Source organism: Nitrosomonas sp. (genome assembly GCF_022842015.1).
Lineage (GTDB): Bacteria > Pseudomonadota > Gammaproteobacteria > Burkholderiales > Nitrosomonadaceae > Nitrosomonas.
On sequence record NZ_JALHQJ010000009.1, the window covers coordinates 23,175 to 38,449 of the forward strand.

General features: G+C 47.4%; 12 protein-coding genes. 6 read left to right on the forward strand and 6 right to left on the reverse strand.

From position 1 onward, the window contains the following. Nucleotides 1–57 precede the first annotated feature (57 nt). Nucleotides 58–936, forward strand: coding sequence for a site-specific DNA-methyltransferase (locus Q0C11_RS02745; RefSeq protein WP_293005532.1), 879 nt, complete (start codon nt 58–60; stop codon nt 934–936). Beyond that, the gene (locus tag Q0C11_RS02750) at nt 896–1,627 is read left to right on the forward strand and encodes a PmeII family type II restriction endonuclease (RefSeq protein WP_293005534.1); all 732 of its coding nucleotides are present in this window, start codon (nt 896–898) and stop codon (nt 1,625–1,627) included. The genes Q0C11_RS02745 and Q0C11_RS02750 overlap by 41 nt, the downstream gene beginning before the upstream one ends. A gap of 17 nt (nt 1,628–1,644) precedes the next feature. Here the strand turns inward: Q0C11_RS02750 and Q0C11_RS02755 are convergent, their stop codons facing one another. Further along, the gene (locus Q0C11_RS02755) at nt 1,645–3,102 is read right to left on the reverse strand and encodes a DUF4139 domain-containing protein (RefSeq protein ID WP_293005536.1); all 1,458 of its coding nucleotides are present in this window, start codon (nt 3,100–3,102) and stop codon (nt 1,645–1,647) included. 62 nt (nt 3,103–3,164) lie between these two features. After that, nucleotides 3,165–3,620, reverse strand: a complete 456-nt coding sequence (locus Q0C11_RS02760) for a YbaN family protein (RefSeq protein ID WP_293005538.1) — start codon at nt 3,618–3,620, stop codon at nt 3,165–3,167. Nucleotides 3,621–3,805: 185 nt separating this feature from the next. On the opposite strand from Q0C11_RS02760, the gene Q0C11_RS02765 reads away from it, so the two are divergent. Together Q0C11_RS02765 and Q0C11_RS02770 are read left to right on the forward strand one after the other, a co-directional pair. After that, a complete protein-coding gene (locus Q0C11_RS02765) occupies nt 3,806–4,270 on the forward strand; it encodes an FKBP-type peptidyl-prolyl cis-trans isomerase (RefSeq protein WP_293005579.1) in 465 nt (154 codons plus the stop codon). Nucleotides 4,271–4,530: 260 nt separating this feature from the next. After that, complete coding sequence (locus tag Q0C11_RS02770; RefSeq protein WP_293005540.1) at nt 4,531–7,767, forward strand: DUF748 domain-containing protein; 3,237 nt, start codon at nt 4,531–4,533, stop codon at nt 7,765–7,767. A gap of 28 nt (nt 7,768–7,795) precedes the next feature. Here the strand turns inward: Q0C11_RS02770 and Q0C11_RS02775 are convergent, their stop codons facing one another. Both Q0C11_RS02775 and Q0C11_RS02780 read right to left on the reverse strand, forming a co-directional pair. After that, on the reverse strand, nt 7,796–11,035 hold the full coding sequence (locus Q0C11_RS02775) for a type I restriction endonuclease subunit R (protein WP_293005541.1): 3,240 nt from the start codon (nt 11,033–11,035) through the stop codon (nt 7,796–7,798). Nucleotides 11,036–11,290: 255 nt separating this feature from the next. Then, nucleotides 11,291–12,424: a Fic family protein gene (locus tag Q0C11_RS02780; protein WP_293005543.1), complete on the reverse strand. Its 1,134-nt coding sequence runs from the start codon at nt 12,422–12,424 to the stop codon at nt 11,291–11,293. Between the two features lie 134 nt (nt 12,425–12,558). Between Q0C11_RS02780 and Q0C11_RS02785 the strand changes: the two genes are divergently transcribed. Then, nucleotides 12,559–12,810, forward strand: a complete 252-nt coding sequence (locus tag Q0C11_RS02785; protein ID WP_293005545.1) for a type II toxin-antitoxin system Phd/YefM family antitoxin — start codon at nt 12,559–12,561, stop codon at nt 12,808–12,810. Next, the gene (locus Q0C11_RS02790) at nt 12,807–13,229 is read left to right on the forward strand and encodes a type II toxin-antitoxin system VapC family toxin (protein WP_293005546.1); all 423 of its coding nucleotides are present in this window, start codon (nt 12,807–12,809) and stop codon (nt 13,227–13,229) included. Before Q0C11_RS02785 ends, Q0C11_RS02790 begins: the two co-directional genes overlap by 4 nt. Nucleotides 13,230–13,248: 19 nt before the next feature. On the opposite strand, the gene Q0C11_RS02795 is transcribed toward Q0C11_RS02790, so the two are convergent. Both Q0C11_RS02795 and Q0C11_RS02800 read right to left on the reverse strand, forming a co-directional pair. Beyond that, complete coding sequence (locus Q0C11_RS02795; protein ID WP_293005548.1) at nt 13,249–14,553, reverse strand: restriction endonuclease subunit S; 1,305 nt, start codon at nt 14,551–14,553, stop codon at nt 13,249–13,251. Continuing rightward, the gene (locus Q0C11_RS02800) at nt 14,550–15,245 is read right to left on the reverse strand and encodes an N-6 DNA methylase (RefSeq protein WP_293005581.1); all 696 of its coding nucleotides are present in this window, start codon (nt 15,243–15,245) and stop codon (nt 14,550–14,552) included. The genes Q0C11_RS02795 and Q0C11_RS02800 overlap by 4 nt, the downstream gene beginning before the upstream one ends. Nucleotides 15,246–15,275: the final 30 nt, after the last annotated feature.

The following is a 15,275-nucleotide window of genomic DNA, read 5'->3' on the forward strand; positions in this document are numbered from 1 at the left end:
TTAAGTCATGACAAGAAAAGTGATACTAAAAAGCACCTAAACAGAAGAACATATGAAATGGAAATAACTACTGACATCTATCATGGCGACAGCGCAGAACAATTAAAACTGCTTCCCGATGATTCTATTGACATGATCATTACGTCGCCACCTTACGCAGATCAACGCAAAAACACTTATGGTGGCATTCACCATGATAAATATGTGGAATGGTTTTTACCAATTTCGGCACAGCTTTTGAGGGTTCTAAAACCAACTGGAACTTTTGTGCTAAATATTAAAGAAAAAGTAGTTGAAGGCGAACGCAGCACTTATGTAATCGAGCTCATTTTAGAAATGCGTAAACAAGGATGGCTATGGACGGAAGAGTTTATTTGGCATAAGAAAAATTGCTACCCTGGAAAGTGGCCTAACCGTTTCCGTGATGCTTGGGAGCGGCTTCTTCAATTTAACAAAAATAGAAAATTTAATATGTATCAAGAAGAAGTAATGGTTCCGATGGGTGATTGGGCAAACTCAAGACTAAAAAATCTTTCTGAAGCTGATAAAACTCGCGATAACTCAAAAGTTGGAAGCGGATTTGGCAAAAATATTTCAAACTGGCTTTATAGAGAGAAAGCATATCCAGCAAATGTTTTACATTTAGCCACGGAATGTAACAATAAAAATCATAGCGCAGCTTTTCCTGAAGAATTACCTGAATGGTTTATCAAACTTTTTACAAAAGAAAATGATAGAGTACTTGATCCATTTATGGGTTCTGGAACTACGTTAATTGTCGCGAATCGAATGAAACGAAATTCAGTTGGTATCGATATCGTTCCTGAGTACTGCGAAATGGTGAAAAAGCAATTAAAACCCGTTGAATTATGCCTCTTCGAACCCAGGGCGGTTTATGAAACAGTTAAACCTAAAAGACGTATCACTATACGTTGAGGAAAATATTGGAATTTTCTATAAGAAGCGTATCCAAAGTCTTGACAGATTAAAACTGTCGCAAGTTCTCAAACGAAAAAACCCCTATCTGTTTAAAGCAAAAAATGTGCTAACTGCTGAGCAAATAATAAAAGGCTTGGTGGATGCGCATATCTCGTCAAACGAGGAAACTATTTTTGGCGACTGGCTGGAGGGACTGGCGATTTTCATTAATGATAAAGTTTATAGTGGTCGCAAATCAGGCATAACGGGTATCGATCTTGAATTCGATAACAACAGTATTAGAAACATTGTAACGATTAAATCCGGACCGAATTGGGGTAACAGTTCACAAATAGCGAAAATGGTAACGGACTTCAAAACTGCAAAAAAGACTTTGAGAACCAGTAACTCGCAATTGAACATCGTTGCTGTAAATGGGTGCTGCTACGGCAAGGATAGTAAGCCGGATAAAGGAGATTATTTCAAGTATTGCGGACAACGTTTTTGGGAATTTATATCCGGCAACAGCGAATTATTCACAGAAATAATTGAACCACTCGGACACAATGCAAAAGAAAAAAACGATGACTTCGCAAGATCTTATGCACAAATGATTAACAAATTCACAAAAGAATTCTCAAATAGCTTTTGCAAGGATACTGGAGAAATTGATTGGGAGGGGTTAGTTCGATTTAATTCTGGAATATAATCCTAGAATTCTTTTACTCAATACTTCACCTGAACGCGATAATTAAGTAACGCAGATCCTTCCGCAGGCACCTCTACTTTCCACTCGGCCATGTTGCTAGCAGGCTTGCTATGCGGCTGGTTTTCCGCAATAATTTTCCAGTCTCCGGGAATAGGTTCTTGAACAAGCACCGTGACCGCTTCCTTTTTCGCATTCTTAAGGGTTATCTCATAAGCGCTCTCAAAACGATTAATACTATTATTTCCAGAGCTTAACTGTTTAAAATCGGTTTGTTTTTTGGCTGCTGTGACATCAAACGATTGCCCCAGTTTCAAGCGGGCGATCTCATTGATCGGTGTGTGATCAATCCAATCTTCACCGACGAACTGTGCATTATTCATTTTATCGCGCTTATACACACGCATTGTGCCTTTGGGTAAAGGCACGCCTAACCGCACCGATTCTTTATTGTCAAATTGCACAAATACACTTACTTTTAGTTTCTGCCCGAGATCACCATAGCTGGCAGCATAGTAATAATCGTTACCGACCAAAACAAGCTCCTTGCGCACGGGCACGTTGACAGCGTTAAGTAATGCAACTTGCTTGGTCTGATTTTCAGCCAGAGTTGTTGGCCTATTCAGGTTGTATAAGTGATATTCCATCAGAGATTCCTGATGCATTGAAACTTCCGCAACATCAAACGCAGCTTTGCCTCGCATTGCCATGGGAGCGGCATGTTGCTGCTGTACCCGGTTAACATCGCCAGCTACCAATTGCAGTTTTGCCTGAGCGTAATGGGTGCCGCTGGTATTGGTCAGCGTGACCCAGCCGGACAAATCCATCTGATCATCAGCGTCATTCAGCTCGGCAACATAGTCGGCTTTCCAGGACAAGCCGGTTGTCAAATAACTGAGTTCTAATTCCTGCGTTGCAGAATCATTACGACTACCTTGAATCACCAGCGTAGGGCGGTCGCGCAAGTTATTTGGCACATTCTCAAAAACAATCCGACCGGGAATGCCTGTTTCGATACGATCGGCCATTTTTAACACGACACCCCCGCTAGTAGCCAGTACCACTGCATTTTCCCTGCCTTCTACACCGGTTACCGGATTGACTTTAATGATTGTCACCGTTTGTCCAATATATTTGTTGAGTAAGTTTTGTGGCGTCAGCAAATCAAAATTGAAATTCTGTTCAACTACCGTAATACTGCCCGGATGATTGACACTGCGCAGCAATGCAGTTTCCGGCCGTATTTGCGCGCTGACATCACGCCATGCCAGATTAAAGTCTCGACTGACGAGATCAATTTGGCGCAAATCCTTCACCAGAGCTAGGTCATTGTTGTAGATGGTGACCGCCACTGATTTCTGGTCTGAAAGAGTGCTTAGTTGCTCTTCCGTTTTGGCACTTACCACCGAATCACAAAGGAACAGTACGCAGCTAATGGTCAACAAAGCTTGGTTTGAGATGCGGTTTAAAGTATTCATGACATGAAAAACCTAAAGACGGGTTAAATGTAAACCCAATTAATTCGATCAGTGAAAGTGATTCAGACTTCTCTTACAGGAATGCGCCAGATATAGAAAGCTAAAATACTTCCAATCACAAGTAGCATGATCTTTTGCCACAGCTCGGGCACGATTAAAATAGAACTGCCGAATGATAACGACATGAGAAAATAGACCCAGCGTTTGACGCGATATGGGATACTGTGATAAATATTCCATTCACGAATTATCGGTCCCGCTATCCGATTTTCCAGCAATTTACGATGAAAGCGCTCTGAACCACGCGCGAAACATGCAGCTGCCAGCAGCACAAATGGCGTGGTAGGTAACACCGGCAAGATCGCTCCTAACGCGCCAAGCAACAGCGCCAGAAAACCAGCGCTCAAATACAGGATGCGTACAATTGGCGAGTCATGTAAACATAACAAATCGGCCACTTGCTCGGCCGCAACCTGCCGTTCGTTCTGGTTTGTTTTCTGCTGTTTCGATGTATACATTTCTAATTGAGCAACATGCTTTAGGAGAAAGATATTTATTTGTTGTTTATAACTTAATTAAGTTCGGCCCAAAAAGCAACCATCATTTCAATCGGCTGCAAACCAGAAAATAACGGTTAGCAGTTATAATGTCCACGGGCTCATTATTCCGATTAACCGGATTTTATTTTATTTTTGAGGAAATTATGCGTAATATCAAAACACTAATCAATTTAAGCTTCATGCTGTTCGCATTATTAATGCTATCCCATTCTGCATTTGCTTATAAAGAGCATGCAGCCGCAGATAATTCCGAATTGCAAAAAATTGACACCAAAGTCGGCACAGGCGAAGAAGCAGAAGTTGGAAAAACGGTCAATGTGCATTACACCGGATGGCTTTATGATGAGGATGCGCCCGACAAAAAAGGCCCCAAATTTGACAGCTCTTTTGATCGTAAAGAACACTTTTCATTCATGCTGGGTGCCGGACGCGTCATCAAAGGATGGGATCAAGGTGTTCAAGGCATGAAAATCGGTGGGCAACGCACGTTAATCATTCCACCATCGATGGCCTATGGTGCACGTGGTGCCGGAAACATCATTCCACCGAATGCTACCCTGATTTTTGATGTAGAACTGATTGGTTTTAAGAAAGATGCGCATTATTAAGATTTGTTTTTCATTCAACCGTTAGACAAATATTAAAAATCGAGCTATTGGGTTAGTCGTTTTTTGCCGCCGCAATAGCTCATTTGCCCTTCAATTCTTAAATCCATTTGGTCGATGCGGATTTAAACTTCGCTCCTTGAGACCAGCGAGTTGAAAACCCGCCAACCTAACTAAATAAAGAGTACGCCTCGCCGGTTGCGGCGAGGCACTTCAATCAAACTGAGCGTTTCATAATCAACTGAAAATGACAGGAAACTGCTATGACTACGACCATACAGCAACGTTTCATTCGACACAAACGTCTGAACATAAGTCTCGGCGTGATAGCGATTCTAATTATTCTGTTGGCTGCGCTCAGCTATTTTTGGTTGCCCGGTTACGCAAAATCTCAGCTTGAGATACGTCTGTCCGAACTGTTGCAACGCCCCGTCACAGTCGCTTTGATTGAAATCAAACCGCATAAGCTAGAGCTGATCGTGCATGGTTTCCAAGTGGGTGTAAAAGCTGATACTGGCGAGCCCAGTGAATCGCTGCTTTCCTTTGATAGGTTTTATATTGATCTCAGTATCGAGTCGCTAAAGCAACGTGCGCCTGTCATAACCGCAATCACTCTGACAAATCCTAAATTTCATTTGATTCGAGAAACAAAGGATCAACTGAATATTTCTGATTTACTGGAAAAATTTAGCCAACCCTCGGATGAAGAAGAGGAAGAGGATCGTGCCACGAGATTCTCAATCAGCAACATTACGATCCAGGGGGGGCATTTTGAATTTCTTGACCGTCACATGCAGACTGATCATCAAATCACTGAAATTAACCTAGGCATTCCAATTATCGCCAATTTCGAGAGTGCAATAACACACTGGGTAGAGCCTCACTTCAGCGCAAAAATTAATGGGGCGCCTTTTTCATTAGAGGGCAAGCTGCGCCCATTTGCCGTTCCACAGGAAGCAACATTGGCGCTTAAATTCAATGAAATAGATTTATCCGAGTTTGATCGATATGCGCCCTTGCCTCAGGGAATCAAACTCCTCTCAGGCTATTTCGACAGTGATTTACTCGTTACATTTACACAGCAGCCGGACCAAGCGCCCGCTATTACGCTAACCGGCAATACAACATTGCGGCAATTGGCCATAAAGGATGGCACGGTAACTGCGCCCTATCGAACTGATGTAAAAAAACTGGACATCGCACTGACCCAGGTAGATTTAATGCGTGAGAAACCATCGCAAATTAAATTGAAAATGGACCAAGTCAAATTAACGCGCGAGGGCGAAAGTGAACCTGCATTATCGCTCGCTCAGCTGGCTATCGACCGCATCCTGATCAATACCAAATCGCGCCGGATTGCTTTGGATGAAATAGTTCTGGATCGCCTGAATACGACCTTACGTCGGGAATCTGACGGCGAAATAGACCTGACCCGAATGTTCGAGCCTACCGATGCACAAGTACAGTCCCAAACGCAGACTCAAACACCCGTCCAAAAAACTGAAGTGAAAGCGCAAAAGAATATTCCCATCCCTGGCAGAAAACCGGCTTATCCTGATTCCGACAGGATCAAGGTAGCCGAAGGCAAAGCAACCTCTAGTGATTCCGTTGCTCCACCTGCATCCGCGAGCAAAGAAGCGCCTGCCAGCAATAACGACACGCAGTGGACTACTCAAGTCAAACGCATAAAACTCAATGAAGCTGCACTGCGTTACGAAGATCTGACACTGGAAAAGCTTACTCCGATGGTTGTTGAGAGCTTGAATCTCACTGTAGATAACGTTGACTTGAGTGGCACAACACCGTCGAATCTTGCATTGGAAGCTAAAGTCAATCAACGCGGCCAAATCAAAGTCGACGGTTCATTGGGCTGGGCACCGCTTGTGGTTGATTTAACTCTTAATCTTAATGACGTTGATCTGGTGTCCTTACAAGGCTGGGGCGGTGACAAATTGACTGCCTTGCTAACCAGTGGCGATATCTCCTTTGACGGCACCATCAAAGCTCAGGGTGACCCACTGAAAATTCAGCTTGGCGGACGTGGAAATCTAGCCAATTTCAATGTATTTGATCCAAAAACTACGCGTGACCTGCTGCGCTGGAAAAAACTGGATATCAACGACCTGAGCTTTGTCAACGACCCGCTCCGTGTGAATGTAAAGGCAATCAAATTAAGTGACTTTTATGCACGCGTGACAATCCGGCCGGACGGCAGTCTCAATCTCAAGCATATTGTTCGACAGGATACTCCGTTAGAACCTGTCGAAGCGATCGCCGATGCATCCCCTGCGGATACGCAACCAAATGAACCCTCACAACCAGCATCCGTTCGCATTGATAGCATTTCTTTGCAACAAGGCAGTGTTCATTTCAACGACCGTTTTATTAAGCCGAATTACTCCGCCAGGTTATCCGCGTTGTCAGGCCAGATTGGCCCCTTGCAAACCGGCAAAATCGGGAAAATCGACATACGGGGCATGGTGGGAAAAACCTCACCGTTGAAAATCAGCGGCTCGATCGATCCATTCGGTACGGAATTGCAGATGGATATCATGGCGCAAGTTAAAGATATTGATTTGCCGCCTTTCAGCCCTTATTCGGGGAAATTTATCGGTTATGCGATTGAAAAAGGCAAATTGTCAGCCGATGTTAACTACCAAGTCGAGAATGGCGCTTTATCAGCCGACAACAAAATATTTCTGGATCAATTCACGCTCGGTGAAAAAATTGATCGCGAGGATGCCGTCTCTCTACCGCTCGACCTGGCAATTACCCTGCTTAAAAACCGCCGCGGTGAAATTGACATACACTTGCCGCTCAAAGGATCGATTAATGATCCCGAATTTAACCTTGGCGACATTATTTTCCAGGCATTCGTAAATCTGATCACTAAAGCAATTACTTCTCCTTTTACATTACTGGGCGCAGCATTTGAAGGTGGCGAAGAATTATCTGAAATTACCTTCACTCCGGGTTTTGCGACTATCGAAGACGAATCCCTACAACGTCTGCAAACCTTGGCCGAAATTTTAAATGACCGTCCGTCTCTGGAATTGGAAATTTCTGGTCACGTTGACCCTGCCGCGGATCATGAGGGATTGAAACTCGCCATGCTGCAAAACAAGGTAAAAGCGCAGAAATTAGCCGAGGATGTCAAGAAAGGAATTACCAGCGCTACTCTTGCGGATGTGACCTTTGCTCCGGAAGAATATAGCGAATACCTTGAGATGGCCTATAAGAAAGAAACTTTCGAAAAACCCACCAATCTTATCGGGCTAACTAAAAGCATTCCTGATGCCGAAATGGAGCAACTCATGCTTGAGCATACCGAGATACATGATAATGATTTGGAGGTGCTGGCAGAAAACCGCGCCAATGCGGCGCGCAACTGGCTGATCGAGAATGGCGGGGTGGCCAGCGATCGGATATTTGTCATCAGTCATGAAGCAAAAGTAGATGACCAAAAGGCAGGTAGTCGGGTTGAGTTTTCATTGAAGTGAAAGCGGCCTAAATTGTATTCGTTCCGATCTAAGCTGCCCACTTCCTTCCATGGCTGGCGTAATCCAGTATCCGATAAAACACGTCATCGCATTTTTCGCGGAATAGCACACGATCGTAACTTTCCGGCAGGTTGTTATCCAGCACTTGTTCAACGGTGGAACGGACAACCCGTTGGGTTTGCGTATCCTTGTGCCAATCCTGCACCAGCACCGTGGGATGTTCTTGCAGCAAACGATGCAACAGGGATTTGGCCGCCAGCTTGACTTTCTGCGTTTCGTCCTGCGTCATCCGTTCTTTTTTCAGTAAATCGAACAACTCCAGCTCATCCTCAGTCAGCCCTTCACGAATATGACGCTCATCTTCCGTGCGCAAATCTTCGGTGAATTTCATTAATTCTTCGTAGTAATTTTCGGTCGATGAACCGCCGCTGTTGTAAGTTTCGATAATCTGCTGCAAGCGTTGCGCAAAATCGGTGCGCGTTGCATTTTGTTGCAGCATTAATTCCAGTTTATGTTGCAGAAAAGCGCGCAAATCGGCAATTTCGATATGCTTGTAAGTTGCCTGTTTGAATTCCTCGCGCAATTTGTCGAAATTGATTCTGCTCAGATCCCAGGTTCTGCCTTTTTGAACAATCTGATATTCCGACTCATTCTGCCGCGTCTTGAGCGTATCCGTGCTATCCACCACCACGCTTTCATCCAGCAACTCGGCAATCTTCCGGCTGATGGCATCGATATCCTTTTGCTCGATGAGGCTGTCGATCACTCCGCGCAAGTATTGAAATGCTGCGACTGCCCGGATTCTGTCGCGGTTATACTGCCCCATGATTTCCGGTTTGCATGCCTCGTACAGCGACGAAATGGCATTCTCGTACACATTGAACGCCTTGCGCCATTCATCGTTGGTCAGCAACGCATCGGCAAATTGATTGAATTTCGCAATGTTCTTGAACACATCGTCACCGTCCAGCACTTCGTCCAGCGCCACTTTCTTCTCGTGGCAGAACGCAAGACCCTGTGTAATCGCATCATCCAGCAGCCGGAACAATTCGGCTTTCTCCTTGACCGGCGGTTCATCTTGCTCGTTCTGCCCCTGCGCGTAATCACGCAACGCCAGTTTCATGTTGCGGAACACATTGTAGTAATCCACAATCTCGCCATTGCGTTTTTCCACCTGGTTGATTTTCCACGAAGTTACACGATTGGCACGAGCGATGGTCTGCATCAAGGTATGTCCTTTCATCGGCTTGTCGAGATACAGGGTCGAAACCGTAGGCGCATCAAAACCGGTCAGCCACATCGCGCAGACAAACACCAGTTGCAGCGGGTGCTCCGGGTCTTTGAAGTTGTATTCGATATCGTGGCCGTGTGGGTCGAGCTGGTTCATGCGTTCGCGATGCGGTTTGAAGTTGAGTCCCTGCCCCGCGAATTTCCTTTCTTCATCCGCGTCCTCGCTGACAATCACTGCCATTTCCACCGACCGCATGTAATCGACCTGCTGTTTTAATCGCCGCTTCTCGATATCACTGGCGGATTTTGCGATCGTGCCGAGCAGGCTTTTGATCTGCTCCTTCCACAGCCGCTGCACCTTATCGTACATTTTCACCGCGGTGAATTTATCCACCGACACCACCATGCCCTTGCCCAAGTAGCCGCGCCGGGGAAAGTGATACACCATATCCTGCGCAATGACCTCCAGCCGGGCATCGCGCTTGATCACTTCGATTTCCTTGGAGAAACGGTTTTCCAGCTTGACCTGCTGCGCTTCATCCAGATTTTCGTCTTCCAGGATCTGGTAAAACTCCTCGCTTAAATCCTCGTTTTGGATCAGCACTTCCGGCACCCGCTTCTGGTAAAACAGCGGCACCGTCGCACCGTCATCCATTGATTGCTGGAAATTGTATTCCGACACATAATCGCCGAACCATGCGTTGGTCTTGCGCTCGCGCCCGAGCAGCGGCGTGCCGGTAAAGGCAAGGTATTGTGCATTGGGCAAGCCTTTGCGCATGTTTTCCGCCAGCGATTTGTATTGCGTTCGGTGCGCCTCATCGACAATGACGATAATATCGTCACGCGCCGACAATTCCGGGTATTCCTGTCCTTGCGGCCAGCGGAATTTCTGGATCAGCGTGAATATCACACGCTTGTTCTGCCCGAGAAATTTGCGCATTTCCTCGCCGTTTTTGGGCTGAGCGGCCTCGGCCTTGCCCACCGTTCCGGTATGCAGGAAGTTGCGGTAAATCTGTCCATCCAGATCGGCACGATCGGTGATTACCACGAACGTAAAATTCCCGGTCTGCTTGCGGAAGATTTTGCGCGCATAAAATATCATCGAAAAACTCTTGCCTGATCCCTGCGTATGCCAGAACACGCCGAGCTTACCGGCCCGTTCTTCACGCCGGAGGAAAGCGCCATACGCGCGGTTTACGCCGATGAACTGGTGATTCTGCGCAATGATCTTGGAATGATTCTGATAGTAAAGAATGAAATTTTCCAGGTAATCCAATAGCCGGTGCGGTGGCAGCAAACCCGCGATGACGCCCTCCAGACTGGTGCCTTGTTCGCGTATCCGGCTACGGTCGATTTTTTCCTTTTCATCATCGGCGCGCAACCAGTTGAAAAAATGCTCCCACTGCGCGGTGATGCTGCCCACCTTGGTTTCGATCGCATTGGACAGCACGCAAAAAGCATTGGTCAGAAAAAGCTGCGGAATTTCTGCCTGGTACGTGGTCAGATTGTCGTCAAACGCGCTGCGCAGTTTCACATTCGAGTTTTTCAGTTCGATGAACACCAGCGGAATCCCGTTCACGTACAGCAACACATCAGGACGGCGGAAACCGCGCTCGCCTTTGACCCAGAGCTGCGTCACGGCCAAATAACGATTGTTTTCCGGCGCATTGAAATCCAGGAGATACACGCGCTGCTGCTGACGCCGCCCGGTATCGTCGTCAAATTCAACCGGAATGCCGTCGCGCAGCAAACCATAGATTTCCCGGTTGGCGGCGAGCAATGTCATCGCTTGCCGCCGTTCGCTCAACTGCTCCAGAGCGCTCTCAATCGCGACGGGTGGAATATCCGGATTCAAACGGAGCGCGGCTTCCCGCACCCGGTCAACCAAGATTACATCGCGTTTGCTGGCGCGGTTGGAACCGTCGTTCAAATCCTCCGCGCTTTCCGTGTAGCAATCGATCGCGTCGAAGCCGTGCAGATGCTGCAGCTTTTGCACCAGCGCTTGCTCGATCTGATCTTCGGAAATAAAATTAGGCATGCAGTTTTCTATCCGGATTTGTTTTGCTTTAAGAGCACCTCTGAAAATCCATATTTCGTCACAAAACGTTGTTGTTCACAAAAAATGTTTCCTTACATATCAATTATATGCTGCGTCAACATTTTTTGTTCTCGCCTCATTCTGTTTAAAACTCTGAATTTTTAGAGGTGCCCTTAACTTAATCACCGCCCAAGTTAAGGGAAACCGATTTCCTTTAACTTGGGTGTTAAATAAGTTAAGGGAAATGGATTTTCCTTAACTAACGAACAAAGTTAGGTAACGATCAAACGTATACACTCTTCCCTTTTGCTGTCCGGTAATTTCCTGCAACAGCCCTAATTGTTCGAAATCCCGGATCAAGGCATTCGCCGTTGGCGAACTCACGGGCAGATTTCGTTCAATGTCAGCCGCTGTCACAATGGGCTTACGATACAATAAATTCAACAACTGCCGCGCATTGGCAGAGCGTTTGCCCAATGTCAACACAGCAAGTTCCACTTCGGTGCGCAGCGCCAATACCTGCCGGAATACGTCGCGTCCCTTGGTGGCGGTTTCGGCCACGCCTTGCAGAAAGAAACGCACCCAGTGAATCAGGTCGTTCGATACCCGTACACCCATCAGCGCATCATAATAACTCGCCCGGTTGCGTTCGAAAAAATCCGACAAATACAACGAAGGTTTCTCCAATAAGCCATGGCTAACCAGATACAAAGGAATCAGCAAACGGCCAATACGGCCGTTGCCGTCCAGAAACGGATGAATGGTTTCAAACTGATAATGACTGATCGCCACGCGGATCAAGTGCGGTACCACAATTTCCTCATTGTGCCAGAACGCTTCCAGATCGCTCATCAGGTCAGGCACGCCATCCGGATGGGAAGGAATAAACGCGGCATCCGTCAGGCTGGAGCCGCCGATCCAGTTCTGGCTGGTGCGAAACTCGCCGGGTAGCTTATGCTCGCCGCGCACCCCATGCATCAGGATTTCATGCGTTTGTTTCAGCAGCCAGTTCGACAGCGGTAACTGCTTTAATTCAGCAACCGCGCTATTCACCGCATCGATGTAATTGCGCACCTCGCGCCAGTCATTGCGTTTTTCCGGTTGAATCTGATCTTCCGACATCAACGCCTCGTCGATACCGGTCTGCGTGCCTTCAATGCGGCTGGAAGTCTGCGCCTCCTTCACCACGTGCATTTCAATGAACAGGTCGATGTCCGGCACGATCAAAGAAAAAGCGTTCAACTCCCCGAGCGCCCGGTTGGCCGCTTCCAGCAGGGTATTGATGGTCGCATCTTCCCAGACCCACTCATGATTCACCGGTACCGGCTCAAAGCTCTTATACTGATAGCGCTGCTGCCAAGTGCCGGCTGTAAAGGTTTCAAATTTCATTGATGCTTCTCCATGTCGGGCGGAAACCGGATGCCAAAATGTTCGATGGAAAGTTTACGGAAGAAGGAGCATAGCCAATCCATCCAATCTGTGCTAAATTCTGCCCAGTCTGACCAGAATAATGGGGGAGTATCATGCCTAAAGAATGGCAACTGCAAGAAGCGAAAAGCAATTTCAGCCAACTGATCAAACAAGCAGCCAGCGGCGATGCCCAAACGGTCACCGTGCACGGCAAACCGGCGGCGGTGGTGGTTTCGGCGCAAGAATACGCCCGCCTCACCCGCCGTGAAGGCAAACTCTCCGACGCGCTGCTGCAACCCGGTCTCGCTGCGGATGATCTGGATATTTCCCGCAGCCGTGACACCGGACGCGCCATCGTGCTATGAGCTGGCTGCTCGATACCTGCGCGCTGTCCGAGTATGTCCGGAGAGCCCCTGCGCCGGAAGTCATCCGCTGGCTGGACGAGCAGGATGAATCCAGCTTGTTTATCAGCGTCATCAGCCTGGGAGAAATCGAGAAAGGCATCCTCAAATTGCGCGCCTCCGATCCGCGCCGCAGCCAGAAGCTCACCGCCTGGCTGGGTAAGGTGGAGCAGCGTTTCGCGAGGTGCATCCTGCCGCTCGATACCGCCGCGCTGCATGTCTGGGCGCAAATCGCCGCGACTGCCGAACTGGCCGGGCAACCGCTGCCGGTGATGGATGGCCTGCTCATGGCCATCGCCCAATGCCACGGCCTCACCATCGTTACCCGCAACGTGCAGGACTTCACGCTGTACCCGCAAGTATTCAACCCTTGGGCGCTGTAGATCAAACACACTGATGGCTTCAATTGACATGCGCAGATTCCTCCATGCCGGGCGGGAATTGGATGTCGAGATGCTCGACGGAGAGTTTGCCGGAGATGAGGCGGGGGAGAAGCAAATCCCTTGTACTTCGCAAGATCATCGTCTGTTGCAAGATATTTTCCATCTGAACAAATATTGGATTCACGAGCGCATGATATTTGAGCACGATACTTTTATTTGGACGAAGAATTTTCAGAGAAGAAAACTTGCCTTTACTCAAATTAGTCATGGTCGCGCCTGTTGCACCAAACATTTGAATTGCCTCTCTCAAGTTTCTAAGTGTAAAAAATGCCCATTCCAGGTCAGACAGATTTCTTACGACCACACTATTTATCTGTTGATTGGTCTGGCATTCACTGGTCGTGATCGAAACAATTCCACCAGTCCCAATGCAACTCACACAAATGCTGCCTCTGGGAATGGTTTGCGATGGCTGTGAATCAAGTCCATTTTGAGAGAGCCTTTCCTCAGTCTCTACAATAAAAATGTTTCCGTGCATGTCAGGTGTTTTGACAAAGGTATAAGGGCCCCCAAAATATCGAGGATTGTCTGTAGAGGGTGTTTTTCCCGTGACAATTTTGCCAATTGAGTCAACTCTATCAATTTCCCATCCTTCAGGTATTCCTTTAACATTTTTCACGTTTTCATGCCCGGGAAAGCGCAGGCGCACAAACCATTCTCGGTAGATTTCCTCGGCCATCTTTTCCAGCAACGCGATGCGCCGCTGATTATTTTCGATCAAATCATCATACGCTGAGATAGTCGCTACGATTTTTTTCTGAACAGCCAGCGGTGGACATATAACTTGAAGTTTTTTGAGTATGCCAAGATTGATGTGAGGGACACCAGATTGTAGTGCATGGTTTTCTATGTATGCAACTGTACTCGGTAATCGAAAGTAGTTGTACAAATAGAGTGAATCAGCTCGGTTGGCATCAACCGTCATCTTCATCTGGCTTTGCGAGATCAGGAATCTAGAGTAGGGTGAGTTCTTCGGCAACAAACCAATCTGACCTAAAGTACCTCTCTGCGTGAAAACTAGATCACCTGGATGAGCGCAATTCAGATGATGAGCATCGGCTTTATTCTCTGTGACGAAAACCAGATCTTCAAACGAAAACTTTGCATTTTTCGGAAGATTGCTTCCGCGAATCACTGGAACGCCTGAAGCCACATAATCACGAGATACAAGATCTGAACCAAACGGCCCGCCAGCAATAGCTCCCTTTATGTCAACTGCTAGCGTTAATAATTTTACTATCGGCCATTTGTTGGTGACGTTCATTCTTCTCCCGCCACCTGACGGGTGTTATGAGCAATCACCGCCTCTAACTCTCGTGCCACACTATTCAGGCTCGATAATTCTTCGTTCATCGCCAACAATTCTTCAATGAACTCTTCCTCACTTTTCCCATCCTCCTCAATCACCACGCCAACATAACGCCCCGGATTCAGCGAATAATCCTGTTCTTTGACTTCCTCTGGCGTGGCCAGTTTACACAGGCCGGTGACGTCCTCAAAGGCCGCGTTGGGAAAACGCTCTTGCAGCCAGTGGATATGCTGAAAGTACAGTTCCGCGTTTTTCACATCCTGGTGCAGTTCTTCCAGCGCGGATTTGAGCGCTTTGGTTCTACGATCAGTTGAGGTGCGCTTGCCTTCCTGCTGCGCCTGCCCGGTTTGCTGTTTTTCGTGCTGCCGCACGGTCTTGTCGAGGCGCTTCAACCCTTCGTGGAGTGCGGAGAAGAAAGGATCGAATGCATGGCGCAACTGGTGTTGCGCTTGGTTTTTCTTGTCGATTTCTGTCGCAATTGCATGTTCTGTGCGGTATTGCGCGTAATGGGTCTGTAACTTTTCCAATTCCCTCCAGTGCTGTAACAGTTCTTCCACCGCTTGTTTGCCACCTGCATCGTCCAGCACGTCGAGCAGTTGCGCGCACACGGGTTCGATCTTTTCGTTGTTTTCGATCAGGCGCTCCATACCGGCAGCAAAATAGCGCTCGATGAGCCG

Excerpts from the sequence above, each read along its gene's own strand:
- Q0C11_RS02745 (WP_293005532.1), top strand. The coding sequence starts at position 58 with ATGGAAATAACTACTGACATCTATCATGGCGACAGCGCAGAACAATTA.
- Q0C11_RS02750 (WP_293005534.1), top strand. The coding sequence starts at position 896 with ATGAAACAGTTAAACCTAAAAGACGTATCACTATACGTTGAGGAAAAT.
- Q0C11_RS02755 (WP_293005536.1), bottom strand. The coding sequence starts at position 3,102 with ATGAATACTTTAAACCGCATCTCAAACCAAGCTTTGTTGACCATTAGC.
- Q0C11_RS02760 (WP_293005538.1), bottom strand. The coding sequence starts at position 3,620 with ATGTATACATCGAAACAGCAGAAAACAAACCAGAACGAACGGCAGGTT.
- Q0C11_RS02765 (WP_293005579.1), top strand. The coding sequence starts at position 3,806 with ATGCGTAATATCAAAACACTAATCAATTTAAGCTTCATGCTGTTCGCA.
- Q0C11_RS02770 (WP_293005540.1), top strand. The coding sequence starts at position 4,531 with ATGACTACGACCATACAGCAACGTTTCATTCGACACAAACGTCTGAAC.
- Q0C11_RS02775 (WP_293005541.1), bottom strand. The coding sequence starts at position 11,035 with ATGCCTAATTTTATTTCCGAAGATCAGATCGAGCAAGCGCTGGTGCAA.
- Q0C11_RS02780 (WP_293005543.1), bottom strand. The coding sequence starts at position 12,424 with ATGAAATTTGAAACCTTTACAGCCGGCACTTGGCAGCAGCGCTATCAG.
- Q0C11_RS02785 (WP_293005545.1), top strand. The coding sequence starts at position 12,559 with ATGCCTAAAGAATGGCAACTGCAAGAAGCGAAAAGCAATTTCAGCCAA.
- Q0C11_RS02790 (WP_293005546.1), top strand. The coding sequence starts at position 12,807 with ATGAGCTGGCTGCTCGATACCTGCGCGCTGTCCGAGTATGTCCGGAGA.
- Q0C11_RS02795 (WP_293005548.1), bottom strand. The coding sequence starts at position 14,553 with ATGAACGTCACCAACAAATGGCCGATAGTAAAATTATTAACGCTAGCA.
- Q0C11_RS02800 (WP_293005581.1), bottom strand. The coding sequence starts at position 15,245 with ATGGAGCGCCTGATCGAAAACAACGAAAAGATCGAACCCGTGTGCGCG.